At 32.0% G+C, this 15,146-nt stretch carries 18 protein-coding genes and 2 pseudogenes; 18 read left to right on the forward strand and 2 right to left on the reverse strand.

The window, feature by feature from the left end:
• The 9 genes and pseudogenes from BAQ48_RS28325 to BAQ48_RS18515 all read left to right on the forward strand — a co-directional run.
• Positions 1–461: hypothetical protein (locus BAQ48_RS28325; RefSeq protein ID WP_242660476.1), on the forward strand; the 461-nt coding region annotated here is incomplete at its 5' end.
• Positions 462–493: 32 nt separating this feature from the next.
• A complete protein-coding gene (locus BAQ48_RS18480) occupies positions 494–1,195 on the forward strand; it encodes an SMI1/KNR4 family protein (RefSeq protein ID WP_071712288.1) in 702 nt (233 codons plus the stop codon).
• A 267-nt stretch (positions 1,196–1,462) separates the two neighbouring features.
• Positions 1,463–2,119, forward strand: coding sequence for an SMI1/KNR4 family protein (locus BAQ48_RS18485; RefSeq protein ID WP_071712289.1), 657 nt, complete (start codon positions 1,463–1,465; stop codon positions 2,117–2,119).
• Positions 2,120–2,310: 191 nt separating this feature from the next.
• A pseudogene (locus BAQ48_RS28505) lies at positions 2,311–2,514 on the forward strand (cytoplasmic protein); the annotation flags it as partial.
• Between the two features lie 113 nt (positions 2,515–2,627).
• Positions 2,628–3,281, forward strand: coding sequence for an SMI1/KNR4 family protein (locus BAQ48_RS18495; RefSeq protein ID WP_071712291.1), 654 nt, complete (start codon positions 2,628–2,630; stop codon positions 3,279–3,281).
• A 72-nt stretch (positions 3,282–3,353) separates the two neighbouring features.
• Positions 3,354–3,821, forward strand: a complete 468-nt coding sequence (locus BAQ48_RS18500) for a DUF2004 domain-containing protein (RefSeq protein ID WP_071712292.1) — start codon at positions 3,354–3,356, stop codon at positions 3,819–3,821.
• Positions 3,822–3,849: 28 nt separating this feature from the next.
• Positions 3,850–4,305 carry an immunity protein YezG family protein gene (locus BAQ48_RS18505; RefSeq protein WP_071712293.1) on the forward strand — a complete coding sequence of 152 codons (456 nt, stop codon included), beginning with the start codon at positions 3,850–3,852 and terminating at the stop codon, positions 4,303–4,305.
• Between the two features lie 68 nt (positions 4,306–4,373).
• Positions 4,374–4,841: an Imm30 family immunity protein gene (locus tag BAQ48_RS18510; RefSeq protein WP_071712305.1), complete on the forward strand. Its 468-nt coding sequence runs from the start codon at positions 4,374–4,376 to the stop codon at positions 4,839–4,841.
• Positions 4,842–4,853: 12 nt separating this feature from the next.
• Positions 4,854–5,393: a T6SS immunity protein Tdi1 domain-containing protein gene (locus BAQ48_RS18515; protein ID WP_071712294.1), complete on the forward strand. Its 540-nt coding sequence runs from the start codon at positions 4,854–4,856 to the stop codon at positions 5,391–5,393.
• 176 nt (positions 5,394–5,569) lie between these two features.
• Here the strand turns inward: BAQ48_RS18515 and BAQ48_RS18520 are convergent, their stop codons facing one another.
• Positions 5,570–6,721, reverse strand: coding sequence for a PD-(D/E)XK nuclease family protein (locus BAQ48_RS18520; protein WP_071712295.1), 1,152 nt, complete (start codon positions 6,719–6,721; stop codon positions 5,570–5,572).
• Positions 6,722–7,148: 427 nt separating this feature from the next.
• Here BAQ48_RS18520 and BAQ48_RS18525 point away from each other — a divergent pair, with 427 nt between their 5' ends.
• From BAQ48_RS18525 to BAQ48_RS27680, 9 genes and pseudogenes are all read left to right on the forward strand, one after another.
• Complete coding sequence (locus BAQ48_RS18525) at positions 7,149–8,927, forward strand: VaFE repeat-containing surface-anchored protein (protein ID WP_071712296.1); 1,779 nt, start codon at positions 7,149–7,151, stop codon at positions 8,925–8,927.
• A gap of 362 nt (positions 8,928–9,289) precedes the next feature.
• On the forward strand, positions 9,290–9,565 hold the full coding sequence (locus BAQ48_RS18530; RefSeq protein ID WP_071712297.1) for a hypothetical protein: 276 nt from the start codon (positions 9,290–9,292) through the stop codon (positions 9,563–9,565).
• Positions 9,566–9,742: 177 nt separating this feature from the next.
• The gene (locus BAQ48_RS18535; RefSeq protein ID WP_071712298.1) at positions 9,743–10,213 is read left to right on the forward strand and encodes an Imm30 family immunity protein; all 471 of its coding nucleotides are present in this window, start codon (positions 9,743–9,745) and stop codon (positions 10,211–10,213) included.
• Positions 10,214–10,457: 244 nt separating this feature from the next.
• Positions 10,458–10,913: a YrhA family protein gene (locus tag BAQ48_RS18540; protein ID WP_071712299.1), complete on the forward strand. Its 456-nt coding sequence runs from the start codon at positions 10,458–10,460 to the stop codon at positions 10,911–10,913.
• A gap of 59 nt (positions 10,914–10,972) precedes the next feature.
• Positions 10,973–11,470 carry an ankyrin repeat domain-containing protein gene (locus BAQ48_RS18545; protein WP_071712300.1) on the forward strand — a complete coding sequence of 166 codons (498 nt, stop codon included), beginning with the start codon at positions 10,973–10,975 and terminating at the stop codon, positions 11,468–11,470.
• Positions 11,471–11,561: 91 nt separating this feature from the next.
• Positions 11,562–12,035, forward strand: coding sequence for an Imm30 family immunity protein (locus tag BAQ48_RS18550; RefSeq protein WP_071712301.1), 474 nt, complete (start codon positions 11,562–11,564; stop codon positions 12,033–12,035).
• Positions 12,036–12,137: 102 nt separating this feature from the next.
• Positions 12,138–12,605 carry a DUF6985 domain-containing protein gene (locus BAQ48_RS18555; RefSeq protein WP_071712302.1) on the forward strand — a complete coding sequence of 156 codons (468 nt, stop codon included), beginning with the start codon at positions 12,138–12,140 and terminating at the stop codon, positions 12,603–12,605.
• A 594-nt stretch (positions 12,606–13,199) separates the two neighbouring features.
• Entirely contained in the window at positions 13,200–13,532 is a 333-nt protein-coding gene (locus tag BAQ48_RS18560; protein ID WP_071712303.1) for a DUF3895 domain-containing protein, read from the forward strand.
• 96 nt (positions 13,533–13,628) lie between these two features.
• Positions 13,629–13,733, forward strand: a pseudogene (locus BAQ48_RS27680) (Imm3 family immunity protein); the annotation flags it as partial.
• 389 nt (positions 13,734–14,122) lie between these two features.
• Here BAQ48_RS27680 and BAQ48_RS18570 read toward each other — a convergent pair.
• The gene (locus tag BAQ48_RS18570; protein ID WP_063218251.1) at positions 14,123–14,740 is read right to left on the reverse strand and encodes a DUF4241 domain-containing protein; all 618 of its coding nucleotides are present in this window, start codon (positions 14,738–14,740) and stop codon (positions 14,123–14,125) included.
• Positions 14,741–15,146 lie beyond the last annotated feature (406 nt).

Consider the following 15,146-nt stretch of genomic DNA (forward strand, 5'->3'; position numbering starts at 1 on the left):
TGAAAGTGGAATTCCTCCTAGGTACGGTGAGAGAGAGATTACAGATGAAGAAAAGCATTAAGAAAAAAACACCGACAGCAAAAATAAGAAAACAAGTAAATAAAGGCCACAATAAAAAGATAGAAACGGAAGATCAAGCTCTTCCTGGAAAAAATTTTATAGGTTCACTAGAAGCAGATCATATTGTGTCTATGGACAGAATTGCAAGTATGGATGGTTTTGGTAATTTAACAGAAAAACAACAGTTAGAAGTATTAAATAACCCAGAAAACTTTACAGGATTAAGTAAATCTGCAAACACTTCAAAGCAATCTAAATCGTATGAAGAATGGACACATTACAAAAAGGGAACACCAGATGAGATAGAAGTTAGTCCTGACTTTAGGAGCAAGATGATTACAAGAGAAAAACAGCTTGAAAGAATATTGCAAAAACAAATTGATGATTTTAACAAAGAATAATATAAAATAATATTAAAAAGGATGGGAAAAAAATGAGTTCTAAGTTAGATATATTAAGAGAGTATAATGAAGATATTCAATTGATTAATGCAAATGAATTTAAGAATATAAACGCATCTTTAATTCCTGATTTATGGGTGGAAGTATTTAGTGAACATGATAGAGAAAAGAGAATCAAGAAAATTTTAAGTATATGGAAAAAATATGTGAATAATAATTTATCTAATACTATTGCTTACTTATCAGAATACCTTGAGGATATTGAACTGATGGTAAGTGAGGACACCTATTCAATCTTGTATACAATAAAAAATCAAGGTGGAGAAGATTTATATTATGAAGGAAGAAATCCTAAAGATAGTTTTAATAATGAGGAATTAGAATCTTCATGGAGAGAAATTCCTGAATCTATTAGGGACTTTTACGAAAATGTTCATAATGGATTTTATGATTACGCAAGTGAATCGATGGGATTGATGCCATTAGAAGCTATAACTTACTTTGGGGATGATGACTTAGAGTGGGGGATTATAGATGAATTGGAAGAACCGATAAGGATTAATTTAAAAACATCTTTTGGATTCTTTAGTAATGGTATGGGGAGTTACATAGCTATAGATTATGAAAATTGTAAGAATAACAATGCTACTTTTTGGTCAGCTAAGAGTCAGCCTAAATATAATGTTCACTTTTGGAATTTTGTAGATGAATGGATTGTTATTGGTTTTGAATAAAAGGTTTTTAAAATTTTGATACAAAGTCTATAAACTTAAAGAGATTTTTAGGTTTAGAAAACAAAAAGGCCAGGAATTATTCGTGGCCTTCCTTTTTGGTTACTTGCATTTTTAGATTTTCAATTTCACTTTCAAGATACTATTGAATCTTTATGTGAGGTAAAGAAAAAATAACAATATCTATTATTAATATTCTTGGCTTAGTTTGTTAGTAAACAGCCAGATACAAAAGAATACATATAAAGTATGAATAGGGATGTAGTAAAAATGACAATGATACAATTTAATTCTTATCATCAAAAAGTAGAGATTAAGAGAAATTTAGAACTTATGAACTTAGAACATAAAAAAATTAGAGAGTATGTAAATTTTGATGTATGTTCTTTTGAGCAATTAGATGAATTTCAAGTAGGATACAGCATTGACACCGATGGAAACTCCCTTGTAACCGATGAGGAAGATACTTGGGATGCAAATTGGATTGTTATTGCATATGAAACTATGTGTGGAGATCCAATTATTATTGATTTAAATGAGGAAGGATATCCTATATCTTCAATCATGCATGGAATGGACAGTTGGAGTGGTGGCGATTTTCTTGCAGATTCAATGGACTCATTTATTAATTTTATGAAAGATATAGGTGATTTTCTTACTGAGAAACAAGTGTTAGAAGGTAATAGAATGATACAAACTAAAGAATTGGAAATATTGTTAAATGAGTTTTTGGAAAGAAATAAATTTGCTGATTTTGAAATATGGCACTCTTTATTAAGTCCATTATTTGATATTGCAGAAGAATACGAGCAAACATTGGAGATAAAAGTAAAAAAGATGAAGGAAGAGGGAAAGAAAATAACGGAAATTGCCCACATGCTTAATATAAAACCTAAAGAAGTGTATGAGTATATTAAGAAAGTTTAATAGTAACTCTTCACTTTTAAGAGAATAATCAGGCACGATGATGGAGCGATACAGGCAGAAAATGCTCGAATTTTTATAAGGCCGAAACAAAAAATCTGCTGAAGAAGAATCCATTTTGATCAATCTTTTTTCAAAATGGATTCTTTTTATTTATTGTAAAATTTAGGATTAAGAGTTGTTTTTGATTAGACTTTATTTCTATTGATCATATAAATATTCTTGAAGAAGTAGAAAGAGACCTTGAGATGTGTGCACTAAATCGTTTAGTAAATGGAAAAGTAGATAATTTTTATGAAAAGGTATTTAAGGTGTATAAAATGGGAGGATGGCCCTGTGGATGGAAAGGTGAGTACCCTAAAGGGAAAATGATTGTCTACTTACCAAATGAAAAATGAAGGCTTACATACCGACATACTTTATGAATTTCATGAAATCTATTGCGGAACGATTATAGAGAGATGACGGGTGATACGTAAAAATATCTTGATAGTTTAGGAGGGATTATTAAATGATTAATCTATTTAATATTCCAGATTTGATAGAAAAGTCAGCAGCGAGTGATATTGAAATTCAAGCAGTAGAAAATCGCATGAATGTTACATTACCTAATGTATATAAGGAATTATTGAGATGTACAAATGGCTTTTCAATCGGTGGTGGGTTACTTATTTATGGCACGGGGCATATTGCAGAAAGGAACGAGGTTTGGGAAGTAAATGAGTATGCGAGGGGGTATGTCGCAATTGGTGATGACGGTGGGGGTAATGTATTTTTAATGGCTCGACATGCAGAGGAAAAAGAGATGTTAGTAATTGGTTCTGGGGATATGAATCCAAGCTATGCTACTGTAATTACCGCTGATTTTAAAAAGTGGGTAAATAATGGTTGCGTAAGTGAAATAGAACAGAAAACAATAAATAAGTCGTCTGATATTTGTAATATAGTGTTAGTGAGAACTCCTAGTGAAGGTTTGAAAGATTTAATAAAAATAAAGAACGTATTAGGGCTTGAGATTTCCGCGGTAGATTTGCTAAAGGGTTCAAAAAATCTGCCTTATATATTAGTAGAAAGATTTCCATACGGTAAGGCGAAAAAACTCATTGAAAAATTAGCAATTGATAGTACTATACTGAGTATAGAAGTGGCTGGAAAAAACAGTTAATATTAGAGGGTAACTTTCATACGAATAGAGAAATCGATATGGATCCAAGAGAGTAAACAGGGAGAGTCATAAATGATCATAAATGATGCAGTTTTTGGTGAGATTGAGTATACATATGGATGGGTTAAGGACATTACCGTTGAATTTTGTGGAAAAGAAGTTGAAATAGCATTGATAGTGAAAGTTGAAAAAGACGGTAAGTTTGATGAAGAACAATATAGGGCTTATAATTCATTATTGCAAAATTGGGAACGACTGCAGCAAGTTTTTTTACAAGCGATTTTAGACTATTACAAGCAAGAGCGTCAAAAATTAGGGTATGCTGTTGAATTTAATGAAAATTACCCGCATATCGAAACAATTGATCAATTACTTAAGAGGATCACTTTAGTTGGAATTGTAGTCCCATATGGAGATATTCATGAAGAACGAGATATTGGGATAACTTTCGATTGTACATGGGATGCAGAGAATGGACTAGGAATACGTCTACTAAATGAAAAAGTAACTGAAGTGGGGTATCAAGACGTTGCTATTTAACTTTTAATCTAAGGAGTGAAAAAGTAGTATGAAAGAATTTGAGGAAAAGTTTAGTGAATTGCAAGCTGATATGATATCTATATGCATGGAATATGTTGAAAATAGAGCTGATAAAGTATATGTGTACGCTTCATGTGAAGAAGATATGATTTCTAGTAGTTTCTTTTATTTAATTAACAATAAGTATGTAGAGTGTCACAAGGTTAATGATGCATTGAAAAATGGGGGAAAAAGATATGATGTATCTCCAGAACGAATGTTTCAGGTTCTACAAATTATAAGTGAAGATATTGAAGGAATTGAAATGTTATGCAAAGAATACGAAAAAGATATGCCAACTGAGATGAAATTAATATACGATGCTAAGAGTGGTAAGTTTAGAGCTGAATATGAGTATGATTTAATCCATACAAATGATGATATAAAAACGGCTGATGATTTTGCTGATGAGTGGTTTGAGGAAGTGAAAAATAATAACCTTTAAAAGCGGTACAGTAATAGTTATATCTTAGTTAAATAGATAATGAGTGGGAGTAGAAAATGGAGAAATCGATGGATTTTAATGAGCGAATAGCCATTTTATATAAAATGCGTTTTCTAGAGAATGAAGGGGATGATATTGAAGTTTTTGAGAGTATTCTCAATGTATTAGCGAATGAAGGGACAAATGATATAATTTCTGATCTTTGTATAATTTTTGAGGATGATATTGCTGAGCCATCAGCGGGTGACTACCTTATTGAAACGATTTTTTATATTGCTGAACATTCCGGGGTAGAGGAAGGGCTATACAAATTAGCTATTAGTATTCCTAAAATGTTACCTCATGCAGAATTCTGGGCGGAAAGAATTCATCGGACTCTTTTACATTCAAAAGGTTTAGTCGTATCGTATATGAATGTTTTAGAAAATATAAATAATTCAACAAAGCAAATAATTAAAGGGATTCTTCTTGAGATAAGGGAGGACGACCCAGATTTATATTTAGAAAAAGTAAATTCAATCTTAGAGAAATTGTGATAAGGGGATACTATGGAAAAGATAAGTGATTTTATATGTTTCGAAAAGCCGTCGCAAGAGATTGTTGAAAAGTATATAGGTAAAGTTCCTGAACAAATAATAGATTTATGGAAACAATATGGATTTGGAAGTATGTTAAACGGATATTTAAGGTTGGTAAACCCAGAAGAATATTTAGATATATTAAAGGAAAGTTATATCCGTTATGAAGAGGCTATCCCGATTTTTACAACAGGTATGGGAGATATTCTTGTGTGGGAAAATAACTATTTATTATTACTTAAGTATCGAAAAGGTACGGTTGATGTAGCAGGTGGGAAATTTAAGTTTTTCTTTAAAAATACGAAAGATGACTATTTTTTAGAGAAAGTATTGGATTGGATACCTTACGAGCAGGCAATACACAGGTACGGAAGCCTTGAAATTGATGAATGCTTTGGTTACACACCGTTACTTGCATTAGGTGGATCAGAAAAAGTAGAAAACTTACAAAAGGTTAAACTTATCGAGCATGTTTATTTAACTACTCAATTTATAGGCCCAATAGAATAATGATGGTACGTATTGTTATATTTATGAATACAGTGACGTGTTTTATGTTGAAAATAAAACAAGCATAGCCACGCCCTAAGTTTAGAACGGAGTTATGCTCGTTTTAGGTTTTAAGATTAAATAACTTTATTGGCTTTTTACAATTTCAGGTAATACTTCTATAGTTAGGAAAGATTCTAATCTTCTTCCTCTTGGGCTAATGATAAAGAGATATCATCACGTACAACAGACAGCTTCTTCTTTTCTCCATTTGGATACACAATACTCCATAAAGCATATCCATTGTAACGATCTGTGTAATTTTCATCACCTTTAACATAATTTACTGCCGCAATGGCAGCAGCTGAAGGACTACTATATTCTTTCCCTTCAAAAAGGATTTTGCCGCTTGTTAAGTCGATTTCTGCCTTTGTTATGGAACCTCCATAAGTAGCTTCTAGGTATTTTTCGTCTTCGTTTAATCTTGAATATACCTCTTTCCAAGAAATGTTTGATTTACGAATCGGAGAAGACGTTTTGGCCTTTCTTTCTTCAGGTGTCTCATTTTTAACTGCATCGAATATCTCATCTAATACGTCCTTATATTTATCATATATAGTTACACACAACTCATTGTTTACTCTTGCCATCGGTTTATTCACTCCTTTATAGACCATGCGAAGATTATGGATATATTCTTCTAAAATATTTTTGTTTGCTGTTGTAATTTTTGGGTGATTCACACAAGGCAATATAACAAAATCATATAGCCCTTGATAATCAATTTGAATAAATTCGGGACATTTAGGTTTTATCGTGGCATCTGGAGATAAAAAGACCTTTAGTTCATACTGATACGAGTCCTCCATCTGTTTTAAGATTTTCGTATAGGTTTCAGTCTGGTCTTTGTTTTCTCTTGCTAACACCTTATTTTCCACAATGATTCTCATCGAATCATTTGTCATATATAAATCAAATCGAGCCCGCAATTCCTGGTTTGTTTCTGGAATAGCTACAGACTCCGCTACCTCAGTTGCCACTTCTAATTCCTCTAGTTTAAGTGATGGATCCGATTCGATTAAAGCAAAATTAAAATCGGTTTTCTTACTTGATATATTTTCCTCACTAATATAGTAGAGAAAACGCTTCAGTGGGAAAGTACCTAAATTCAATGAAGACATTGGTGAAAGTAACCAACTGATAAAAGAACTATGCATCGTTTCGCGGTGTCCAAAACCCAATAATTGAAACAAGCTTTCTTTTTCAAAAGATTCTTGTAAGCGCAAGAAATCAGGATCGCTAATTAACTTATTCAATTGGGTTTTCAACTCTTTTTCATTTCTTATCATCTTTTAACCTCCAAATCTTAGTAGATATAAATATCGTAAACTATAGTTACTGGAATAATCAATTTTTTTTATAAAATAATAAAAAGATATAAAACTTTACTCCAGTGTGTAATCAATATTTACGTTGCTATTTGTAGGCAGTAAAACTCCAACTCAACATTCAGCTAGAGCAAAGAAGTGAGGTGAAATTCAGGCTGCCCGTAAAGGTCTGATTGGTAAAGACTGATAATTAGTGAAGGATGAACAAAAAATCACTAATTAAAGTTTCACTTTATTTTAAAACAAGTTATGGATAAATCCCTATAATTAAAATTTAAAAAATCAAAACAAAATGTTAAAGTATGTAATTTTTGTTTTATAATGGAATTGCAGTTTGGTAAGAATATTTTAAATGTTTGTAATGTAAATCAAACAGGAGGTTGTAAATATGGGGAGGAAATATGTAATTAGGATTCTAGCTTTACTCTCTGTCATATCTCTTTTCTTTAACTTAATGTTACCAAAGGCTAGCGCAGAAATTGAAAAGATTCCATCAGTGAAAACAACAGCTACAAACAAAGCTGATGGCGGAAAAGAGATGCATGCAAAGGAGTCTATCACGATCCAAGACAAAGTTGAGTACACCAACTTAGTTGTTGGTAAAGAGTACACTGTAAAAGGTAAACTAATGAACAAAGTTACGAATAAGCCGTTATTAATTGATGGAAAAGAAGTAAAGGCTGAGACAAAGTTTACAGCAAAAGAAAAGAATGGTTTTGTAACATTAGACTTTCCTTTCGTTGGTGCAGAACAGCAAGGTAGAGAAGTAGTAGTGTTTGAAGAGCTGTATCAAGATGGTGTCTTAGTGGCAACTCATGCTGATATTAATGATGTAGGGCAAACAGTTCGATTTGTAGAACCGACAATCAAAACAACAGCAACAAATAAAGCGGATGGTGGAAAAGAGATGCATGCAAAAGATTCCATCACGATTCAAGATAAAGTGGAATACAAAGATTTGATCGTAGGAAAAGAATATGTTGTAAAAGGTAAACTAATGAACAAAGTTATGAACAAACCATTATTAATAGATGGAAAGGAAGTAACAGCTGAGACTAAGTTTACAGCAAAAGAAAAGAACGGTTTTGTAACATTAGACTTTCCTTTCGTTGGTGCAGAGCAGCAAGGAAGAGAAGTGGTAGTGTTTGAAGAGGTATATCAAGACGGTGTTTTAGTGGCAATTCAATCTGACATTAATGATGCAGGGCAAACAGTTCGATTTGTAGAACCAACAATCAAGACAACAGCGACAAACAAAGCAGACGGTGGAAAAGAGATGCATGCAAAAAAGTCCATCACAATCCAAAATAAAGTGGAATATAAGGACTTAATCGTAGGAAAAGAATATGTTGTAAAAGGTAAATTAATGAACAAAGTAATGAACAAACCATTATTAATAGATGGAAAGGAAGTAACAGCTGAGACTAAGTTTACAGCAAAAGAAAAGAATGGTTTTGTAACATTAGACTTTCCTTTCGTAGGTGCAGAACAACAAGGAAGAGAAGTAGTAGTGTTTGAAGAGGTATATCAAGATGGCGTTTTAGTGGCAATTCAATCTGATATTAATGATGTAGGGCAAACAGTTCGATTCGTAGAACCAACAATCAAAACAACAGCAACAAACAAAGCAGATGGTGGAAAAGAGATGTATGCAAACGAATCTGTCACGATCCAAGATAAAGTGGAATACAAAGACTTAATCGTAGGTAAAGAATATGTTGCAAAAGGTAAACTAATGGATAAAGCAACAAAGAAACCTTTACTAGTTGATGGTAAAGAAGTAGCAGTAGAATCTAAGTTTACTGCAAAAGAGAAAAATGGTTCTATCACACTTGATTTCACATTTAATGCTTCTAAGCTACAAGGTAAAGAAGTAGTAGTATTTGAAGAGCTATATCAATCTGATATTTTAGTAGCAATCAATGTTGACATTGAAGATGCGGGCCATACAGTGAAGTTTAAAGAGAAAAAATTAGGAAAACCACAGCCAGAAAAGCCACAGTCAGAAAAACCGCAATCAGAGCAACCTAAAACAGGAAAAACATCAAAAGCAGGAACATTACCAGCTACAGGTGGAAATATGTACTTTACGTGGTTCTCAGTCGGAGCGGGTCTTTTGTTATTAACTCTTGGAGCCATATTATTTATTAAACGTAGAAATGCATAATAAATAGTTTTTTAGGTAGAAGATATGGATATGGAATAAAGTCACGATGTTATATTTTCAAATACAGAACCTTACATGTGTTTGGATTAAACTTTTTATAAAAATTGAACATATAGTCACAAAGAAAGGCTCTCTTTTGATTCGTTTTTTCAAAAGAGGGTCTTTTCTTAGTAACATACTGGTTGGTAAACTAAATGTTACTAAGAAATATATGTATAGAATTAGATACAAGTAATAGTTGAGGAAAAAGTATTGTTAGAGTGATTATTAAATAGAAGCATAAAAAAATAAAGGTATTCAAAATAATGGAAGCCTACTGAACTGATAAAAATAAAATTCGTGCTAAGAAATAGGAGGGCATAGTGAACAAGAAAGGTCAGTTAATTCAACAAGTAAAAGTCGTGATACATAAGTTAGAGAAAGACTATGTTAAAGATATTAATAGTGGCATTTTACAACTAATATATAAAAGATATAAAAAAGCATTAGAAATATTAGAGAATAACGAGGATATTAAGGGAATAACCATTGTGGGTGGTGTGCGTGCGTATATGGACAGTTACAATGACTATCCACATACACTATTAGAAGAATTACATAAGGCTGAAACGATAATTAAAGAATTAACTAACAGATAGTAATAGAGAAAAAACAAGAAGTGATAAAATAGGGGAGACGTTTTTTACAAAAAGCAAAATATAATTCTTGCAATGTTAGAGAATAAGGAAAGCTATTATGAAGTTATGGCAACTTATTAAACTATAAATTTTTTGAAACTCTTGAATAAACTCTACTCAAAGTATGGAGGGAAATAAATGTCATTAGAAAAAAAGATATCTATTTTAAAAAGAATACGTTTTCTGGAGCATGAAGATGATAGTATTGAGCTATTTGAGGAAATCTTAAATGAAATATTGCAAACGGCAGATAATAAAGTAATTATTGGTTTGTGCAGTGTATTTCATGATGAAATAGATGAACCTTCGATTGTTGGTGATTTAATTGAATCGATTTTTTATATAATCGAAAAAAATGGAGTTGAAGATGGTTTAAATAAAATTATTGAAGGGATAAGCATTGTTTTGCCACAAGCTAAATATTGTGCTAAAAGGTTCTATAGAAGTCTTCTAGCTTCAGATGATTTTATTATTCCATTTATTAATGTATTGAAGAAGGCTAAAACTACAAATAAAGAAGACGTTATTAAAATTTTGAAAGAAATAAGTGAGAAACAACCACAACAATATTTTGAAAAAGTTGATTTGATTTGTAAAGAGGTTATTTAATACTTTAATTATAAAATAACTCTAAAGTTTACGTGTAGGATCATGAAAATAGCTTTAATATGTTTCATTTCTAGATAAATCATATTGTTAATACTAGCTAGAGTGGTTTCGAAAAATATTTGAATAGAACGCTAAAAGCAATGGGAAATTTGAAACCAATCCTTGTAATGGGGTGTACTATTGAGGATTACTTTGTGTAATTCTAGCCTAGAAAAGGATTGAATATTTATTAGAAGGTGAAGTTATGTGGAGAGAGAAGATTAGTCATATATCCAAAATAAGAGAGAAACGAAATCGAGAACTCAATTTACCTATCAACGAAAAGGAGTTATCAAAATTTCGCAAATCTGTAGTAGAAAAATTTGGTGAAGATGTCCTGCCACAGCAGTACTATGAATTTTTACAAACAGTTAATGGAATTGAATTTAATGGATTAATAATATATGGGATTGACCAAAGTTTTTTAGATTTTAAGCCAATAAATGAGGTAGATAGTTTTTTTGATGCTAATGAAATATGGGAATCAATTAAAGACGAAGATGAACTGATTTTTTTCGGAGATTCAGATATAGCTTGGTATTGTTATAATGTTTCCAAAAAGAAATTTGTTGAACTAGACAAGCCTTCAGGCGAGCATATGGAAACTTTTTGCGATTTTGATACTATGCTTAAATCTGCTCTCTCAGTAGCACTTAGCTAAATGTATCGTAGTCAATGTCTAACTGTTTAAGCTAAATGAAAATAGTGCAGGAGGATTCTATGGAAAGTAAGGAAAAAGCGATAAAAATCTATGATTTCATTAAAAAAGGTGATATAGAACAAGCGAAAGAGATCATTATTACTGATAAAAGTTTGCTTGATTTTGTAACGCCTTATGGAACGTGGCTACATGCTGCAGCTAGAGCTGGTGAACTGGATATGATAAAATTTCTTGTTGAATCTGGTATGGATATTAACCGTAATGAAGGTGTACCAAAGTCAGCACCTATTGCACAGGCAGCTAGTGAAGGTGAAATTGGTATTGTAGAGTACTTATATGATAATGGTGCAATATTAGATGTTAGTGACCCAAATAGAAATCCTCTATTCTCAGCGATTTATGGTGGGCATCTTAATATTGTAAAGTATCTTGTTCAGAATGGTATTGATAGTACTGTAAAGTATACAGGGGATAATATGAAAGAGATGGGAGCTTACGAATTCGCTATTGAAAGAGGACAAGTAGAAATTGCTGAATATTTAAAAATGTACACTTGAGATGGAAGCCATATATTGATGTAATAGAAAAGTTGAAAACTAATGATCATATTAATTTAATTACCCAATTCATTTAAAAGGAGAAATTTATATGGACTCTCAATCTGAGGTTAAGAGATTATATAGTTGTAGATTTTTAAAAAATCAATCGGAATGTGAAGAGTTTGACAGTGTATTAGAAAACTTAGCAGATTGTACTGATGAGAAGCTTATTAAAGAGTTGTGTATAGTATTTGAGGATGAAACAAAAGCGGAAGAGGTTATGTTTGGTCTAGTTCATTGTATTGAAAGTTTTGAAATGGAAAAATATTTAACAGAGATGCCTAAAGCTTTACCAAAAATGGTTGAGAGTGCAAAAGAGTGGGCAATGCTACTAAACAAAAGAATTTTAAATAGTGATTTATGTAGAAGTGAGTATGCTAAAGTACTTGTAGGAATGAATCATGATATACAACTAACGGTAATTAATTTACTTAATGAAATTATTGCTGATAACCCTAAAAGATTTGAGAGTACTGCCAATGAGGTTCTTAGTCAATTACAAGGAGTTCATAAAAATAAATAAGAATTGTAGAAACCGTGGAAAGACAATGTGAATGATATACAAATATAAGATAATTGTAGCTAAGACTGAACTGTAGAATTTATTATATTAAGGAGTTTTCATATGATAAAAAATGATGAATTTTTTGGTAAAATTGAATATGAATATGTTTGGAGTAGAGATAGTACTGTTAAGTTCTGTGGAAAAGAAATCACCATTGCTTTAATGATAGATGGTGACGAAGATGGTCAGTTTAGTGAAAAACAGTATGCTTCTTATAATTCGTTAATACAGAATTGGGAGTATCTTCAACAAATTATTTTGCAATCAATTTTAAATTATTATAAACAAAAACGATATGAGCTCGGATATGATGTTTCCTATAATGAAAATTATCCTTTAATTGAAACAATTCAACAGCTTTTTGAAAGGATTAAATTAGTTGGTATTTATGTTCCATCTGCTAGACGTTTTGAAGGACGATATATTGGATTAACATTTGATTGTACATGGGACGTAGAAAATGGATTAGGTATTCGTTTAATAAATGAAAGAGTAACTAGGATAGGTTACCAGGATGTCGCGATTTAAATAGCAATAGAAAAATGGAGACACCCTCCCGCTATAAGATTCTATTAACATGATGCCACAAATACATTGTATAAATAAAAGCCAAGAAGAGTTGTATTATGGATAAAACTGGGAACACCTTAGCGAAGAGCTAGGGTATTTGTGTTATATAGTTTCACCACATATGCTTCCGAATTAGGAGCAGGAGTAATCAATGAATCCTTTGTAGCGTTTCCTATAATAGAATGCAAACTCTTAAAATTTTAAGAGTTTGCGATTAGTGATTATTAGTCGCTCAAATAAAGGGAAACAACTAAAATTTCATTTCGTTATACAAATTTACGAATGTTATTTCTGTTTTTTCACACGGTCTATATAACTAACAAATAGGGAAATGTTCACTAGTACTTTTATTTCTGTTATAACAAATGCTACAATAGAAGGTAGAACGTATATTTGGTATAATCAAAACATACTATATGAAATGATGTACATGAGTTTGAAATTCATGTAATAAGGTAAGTACTACATAACAATAAATAATATTTAAAGTTCCAGTACATATAGGATTCAGTTCATGTTATATAAACCAATTGTTAGAAAGGAAAAGGTGTAATGGATCAAATTTCATTCGAAGATTTATTTGAAGAAGAAAAAGAAAAGGAAAAGGTGGAGGTAGCTGAGATCCCAGTACCTTTATCGCCCTTACAAAAGGATATTTTAGACTTACTTCATTCTGAAGAAATAAGTGCACTTGAGCTGTGCGAACAATTAATACGAGCTGGTAAAATATCAGATGAAAGGTTCACAACGAATAAGCCTAAAGCATATGGGAAAGTATGCTTACTATTAGAAGGTTTTGTTAAAGAAGGAAAGCTTATTTTTATCAAAAATGATGAAACAAGAGATAGGGTATATAAATTGAAAGAAGAAGATTCTAACGAATAAAATGTGTAAAATATAGTAATGAAATAAGGAAGTCCTCATATTTGTGTTGAAAGATTGTTTTCACATAAGCGTGGGGATTTTTTTGAGGAAGGATGTATGAAAGATTGGGAGTATAACGAATTATTTCATGCAATTCGGGAGGCGTATGAAGAGAGAGGGGATCGATATGCTATAGCAAAACTAGCGGATGAATTTGATAATAATTAGGGGAACTGTGAAACAGTGAAGGTAGAATATAACCGTCAGGAAATTATAGAAAAAGTAATTTCGGAGCGTAGAGTATCTGAAGTTCACCTGTATCGTGATAAAACAGTGCACTAGTAACTCTAAAATCAACCATTATGTATATTTTGGAGTTACTTGACGTTAACTCTACATCAGTAGAGTTAATAAATTATTTAAATAAAAAACTGTTAATATACAACTAGAATTAATGACGGGTTATATTCACTTAAGAATATAACCCTATTTATTAGAACCAGTAGTATATAAGGAGATTATCCCACGGGTTATTTGCAAATATTAGACGAGGAATATTTGGCGCTGTAAAAGAAAAAACATTGACTCTTATATCATTATTGATGTTGTCCTCAATTTTCCTCATGTAGTACTTGAAAATCAGTAACAAGTGAAACGATTTTTCCTGCTTCATCAATTCCCCAATAGGAAGGATAAAATCCATCTCCATAACCTGAACGGAATATAATGATATTACTTCCTGTTTCCTCACACACCACGCAATTTCCCCAATCTTCATCATGTTCTGTTAGTATGTCATCTATAAGATCATCATACAAACTAGTAAATTCTTCTCCTAGTTCTTGTTGTAACCTATCTTCTATTTCTTCTAACTTACCAATTGCTTCAACATCTGCAAAGCACCCTAAGCCTGTATCAACTGGGTAACCAAAAATATATCCGTCTTCCAGTTCACTTACATTTTGTCCTGGTTTTGTTGCCATCTTCCATCCTACCGCTTTTGACTCCGACAATTTCAATTCAGCACCAGCAATGACTCCATCTTCCTTATGCCACCAAGCAACAATTGGATATGTACCTGGCTGAATTGTTTGTTCGAAGTGATTTTCATTAAAAATAAGAGGATCACAAGCAACAATTTTACCTGAAGTAACTTTCAACTGTTCTAGTGCTTCGGAACGCAGGGCCTCACTATCCGGTTTAGATAATTCACGTAATAACTTTGACATAATGTTTCTCTCCCTTTCCTTTTAAAATATTTGTTGGTGCTGCCTTCCATATATTTTTACATGAGTTACATTTGTGTTCTGTGGTATTTCTAGCGCCTTTGTATGTTCCTATAACTTCGATATTATCGCCATGAACTTCTAAAACCTCTGCGGCATATCGTACCCGCGTTTTTCTAATAGTTCCGCAACATATTCTTCATGCGTTTTACGTTTTCGGATATATTGCTTCCCCGTACAAGTGTAGATGGAACAAACCTTTATTCATTGAAAAATATAACAAATGAATTTGACTGTGAACTACCCACCACTTAGTATCTCTTACGAGCCTACTTGAAGTGGGGGCTTCTCGGTTCATCGCTACTTTTGATAGCTAACGAATTTGTCCTATGACAGCCGAGCTAACTCC

The organism is Bacillus luti (assembly GCF_001884105.1).
Classification (GTDB): domain Bacteria; phylum Bacillota; class Bacilli; order Bacillales; family Bacillaceae_G; genus Bacillus_A; species Bacillus_A luti.

Bases quoted from the DNA above. Each gene is read 5' to 3' on its own strand.
- BAQ48_RS18550 (WP_071712301.1), top strand. From the start codon at position 11,562: ATGGACTCTCAATCTGAGGTTAAGAGATTATATAGTTGTAGATTTTTA.
- BAQ48_RS18570 (WP_063218251.1), bottom strand. From the start codon at position 14,740: ATGTCAAAGTTATTACGTGAATTATCTAAACCGGATAGTGAGGCCCTG.
- BAQ48_RS18520 (WP_071712295.1), bottom strand. From the start codon at position 6,721: ATGATAAGAAATGAAAAAGAGTTGAAAACCCAATTGAATAAGTTAATT.
- BAQ48_RS18505 (WP_071712293.1), top strand. From the start codon at position 3,850: ATGAAAGAATTTGAGGAAAAGTTTAGTGAATTGCAAGCTGATATGATA.
- BAQ48_RS18515 (WP_071712294.1), top strand. From the start codon at position 4,854: ATGGAAAAGATAAGTGATTTTATATGTTTCGAAAAGCCGTCGCAAGAG.
- BAQ48_RS18485 (WP_071712289.1), top strand. From the start codon at position 1,463: ATGACAATGATACAATTTAATTCTTATCATCAAAAAGTAGAGATTAAG.
- BAQ48_RS18540 (WP_071712299.1), top strand. From the start codon at position 10,458: ATGTGGAGAGAGAAGATTAGTCATATATCCAAAATAAGAGAGAAACGA.
- BAQ48_RS18525 (WP_071712296.1), top strand. From the start codon at position 7,149: ATGGGGAGGAAATATGTAATTAGGATTCTAGCTTTACTCTCTGTCATA.
- BAQ48_RS18495 (WP_071712291.1), top strand. From the start codon at position 2,628: ATGATTAATCTATTTAATATTCCAGATTTGATAGAAAAGTCAGCAGCG.
- BAQ48_RS18480 (WP_071712288.1), top strand. From the start codon at position 494: ATGAGTTCTAAGTTAGATATATTAAGAGAGTATAATGAAGATATTCAA.
- BAQ48_RS18560 (WP_071712303.1), top strand. From the start codon at position 13,200: ATGGATCAAATTTCATTCGAAGATTTATTTGAAGAAGAAAAAGAAAAG.
- BAQ48_RS18555 (WP_071712302.1), top strand. From the start codon at position 12,138: ATGATAAAAAATGATGAATTTTTTGGTAAAATTGAATATGAATATGTT.
- BAQ48_RS18510 (WP_071712305.1), top strand. From the start codon at position 4,374: ATGGATTTTAATGAGCGAATAGCCATTTTATATAAAATGCGTTTTCTA.
- BAQ48_RS18535 (WP_071712298.1), top strand. From the start codon at position 9,743: ATGTCATTAGAAAAAAAGATATCTATTTTAAAAAGAATACGTTTTCTG.
- BAQ48_RS18545 (WP_071712300.1), top strand. From the start codon at position 10,973: ATGGAAAGTAAGGAAAAAGCGATAAAAATCTATGATTTCATTAAAAAA.
- BAQ48_RS18500 (WP_071712292.1), top strand. From the start codon at position 3,354: ATGATCATAAATGATGCAGTTTTTGGTGAGATTGAGTATACATATGGA.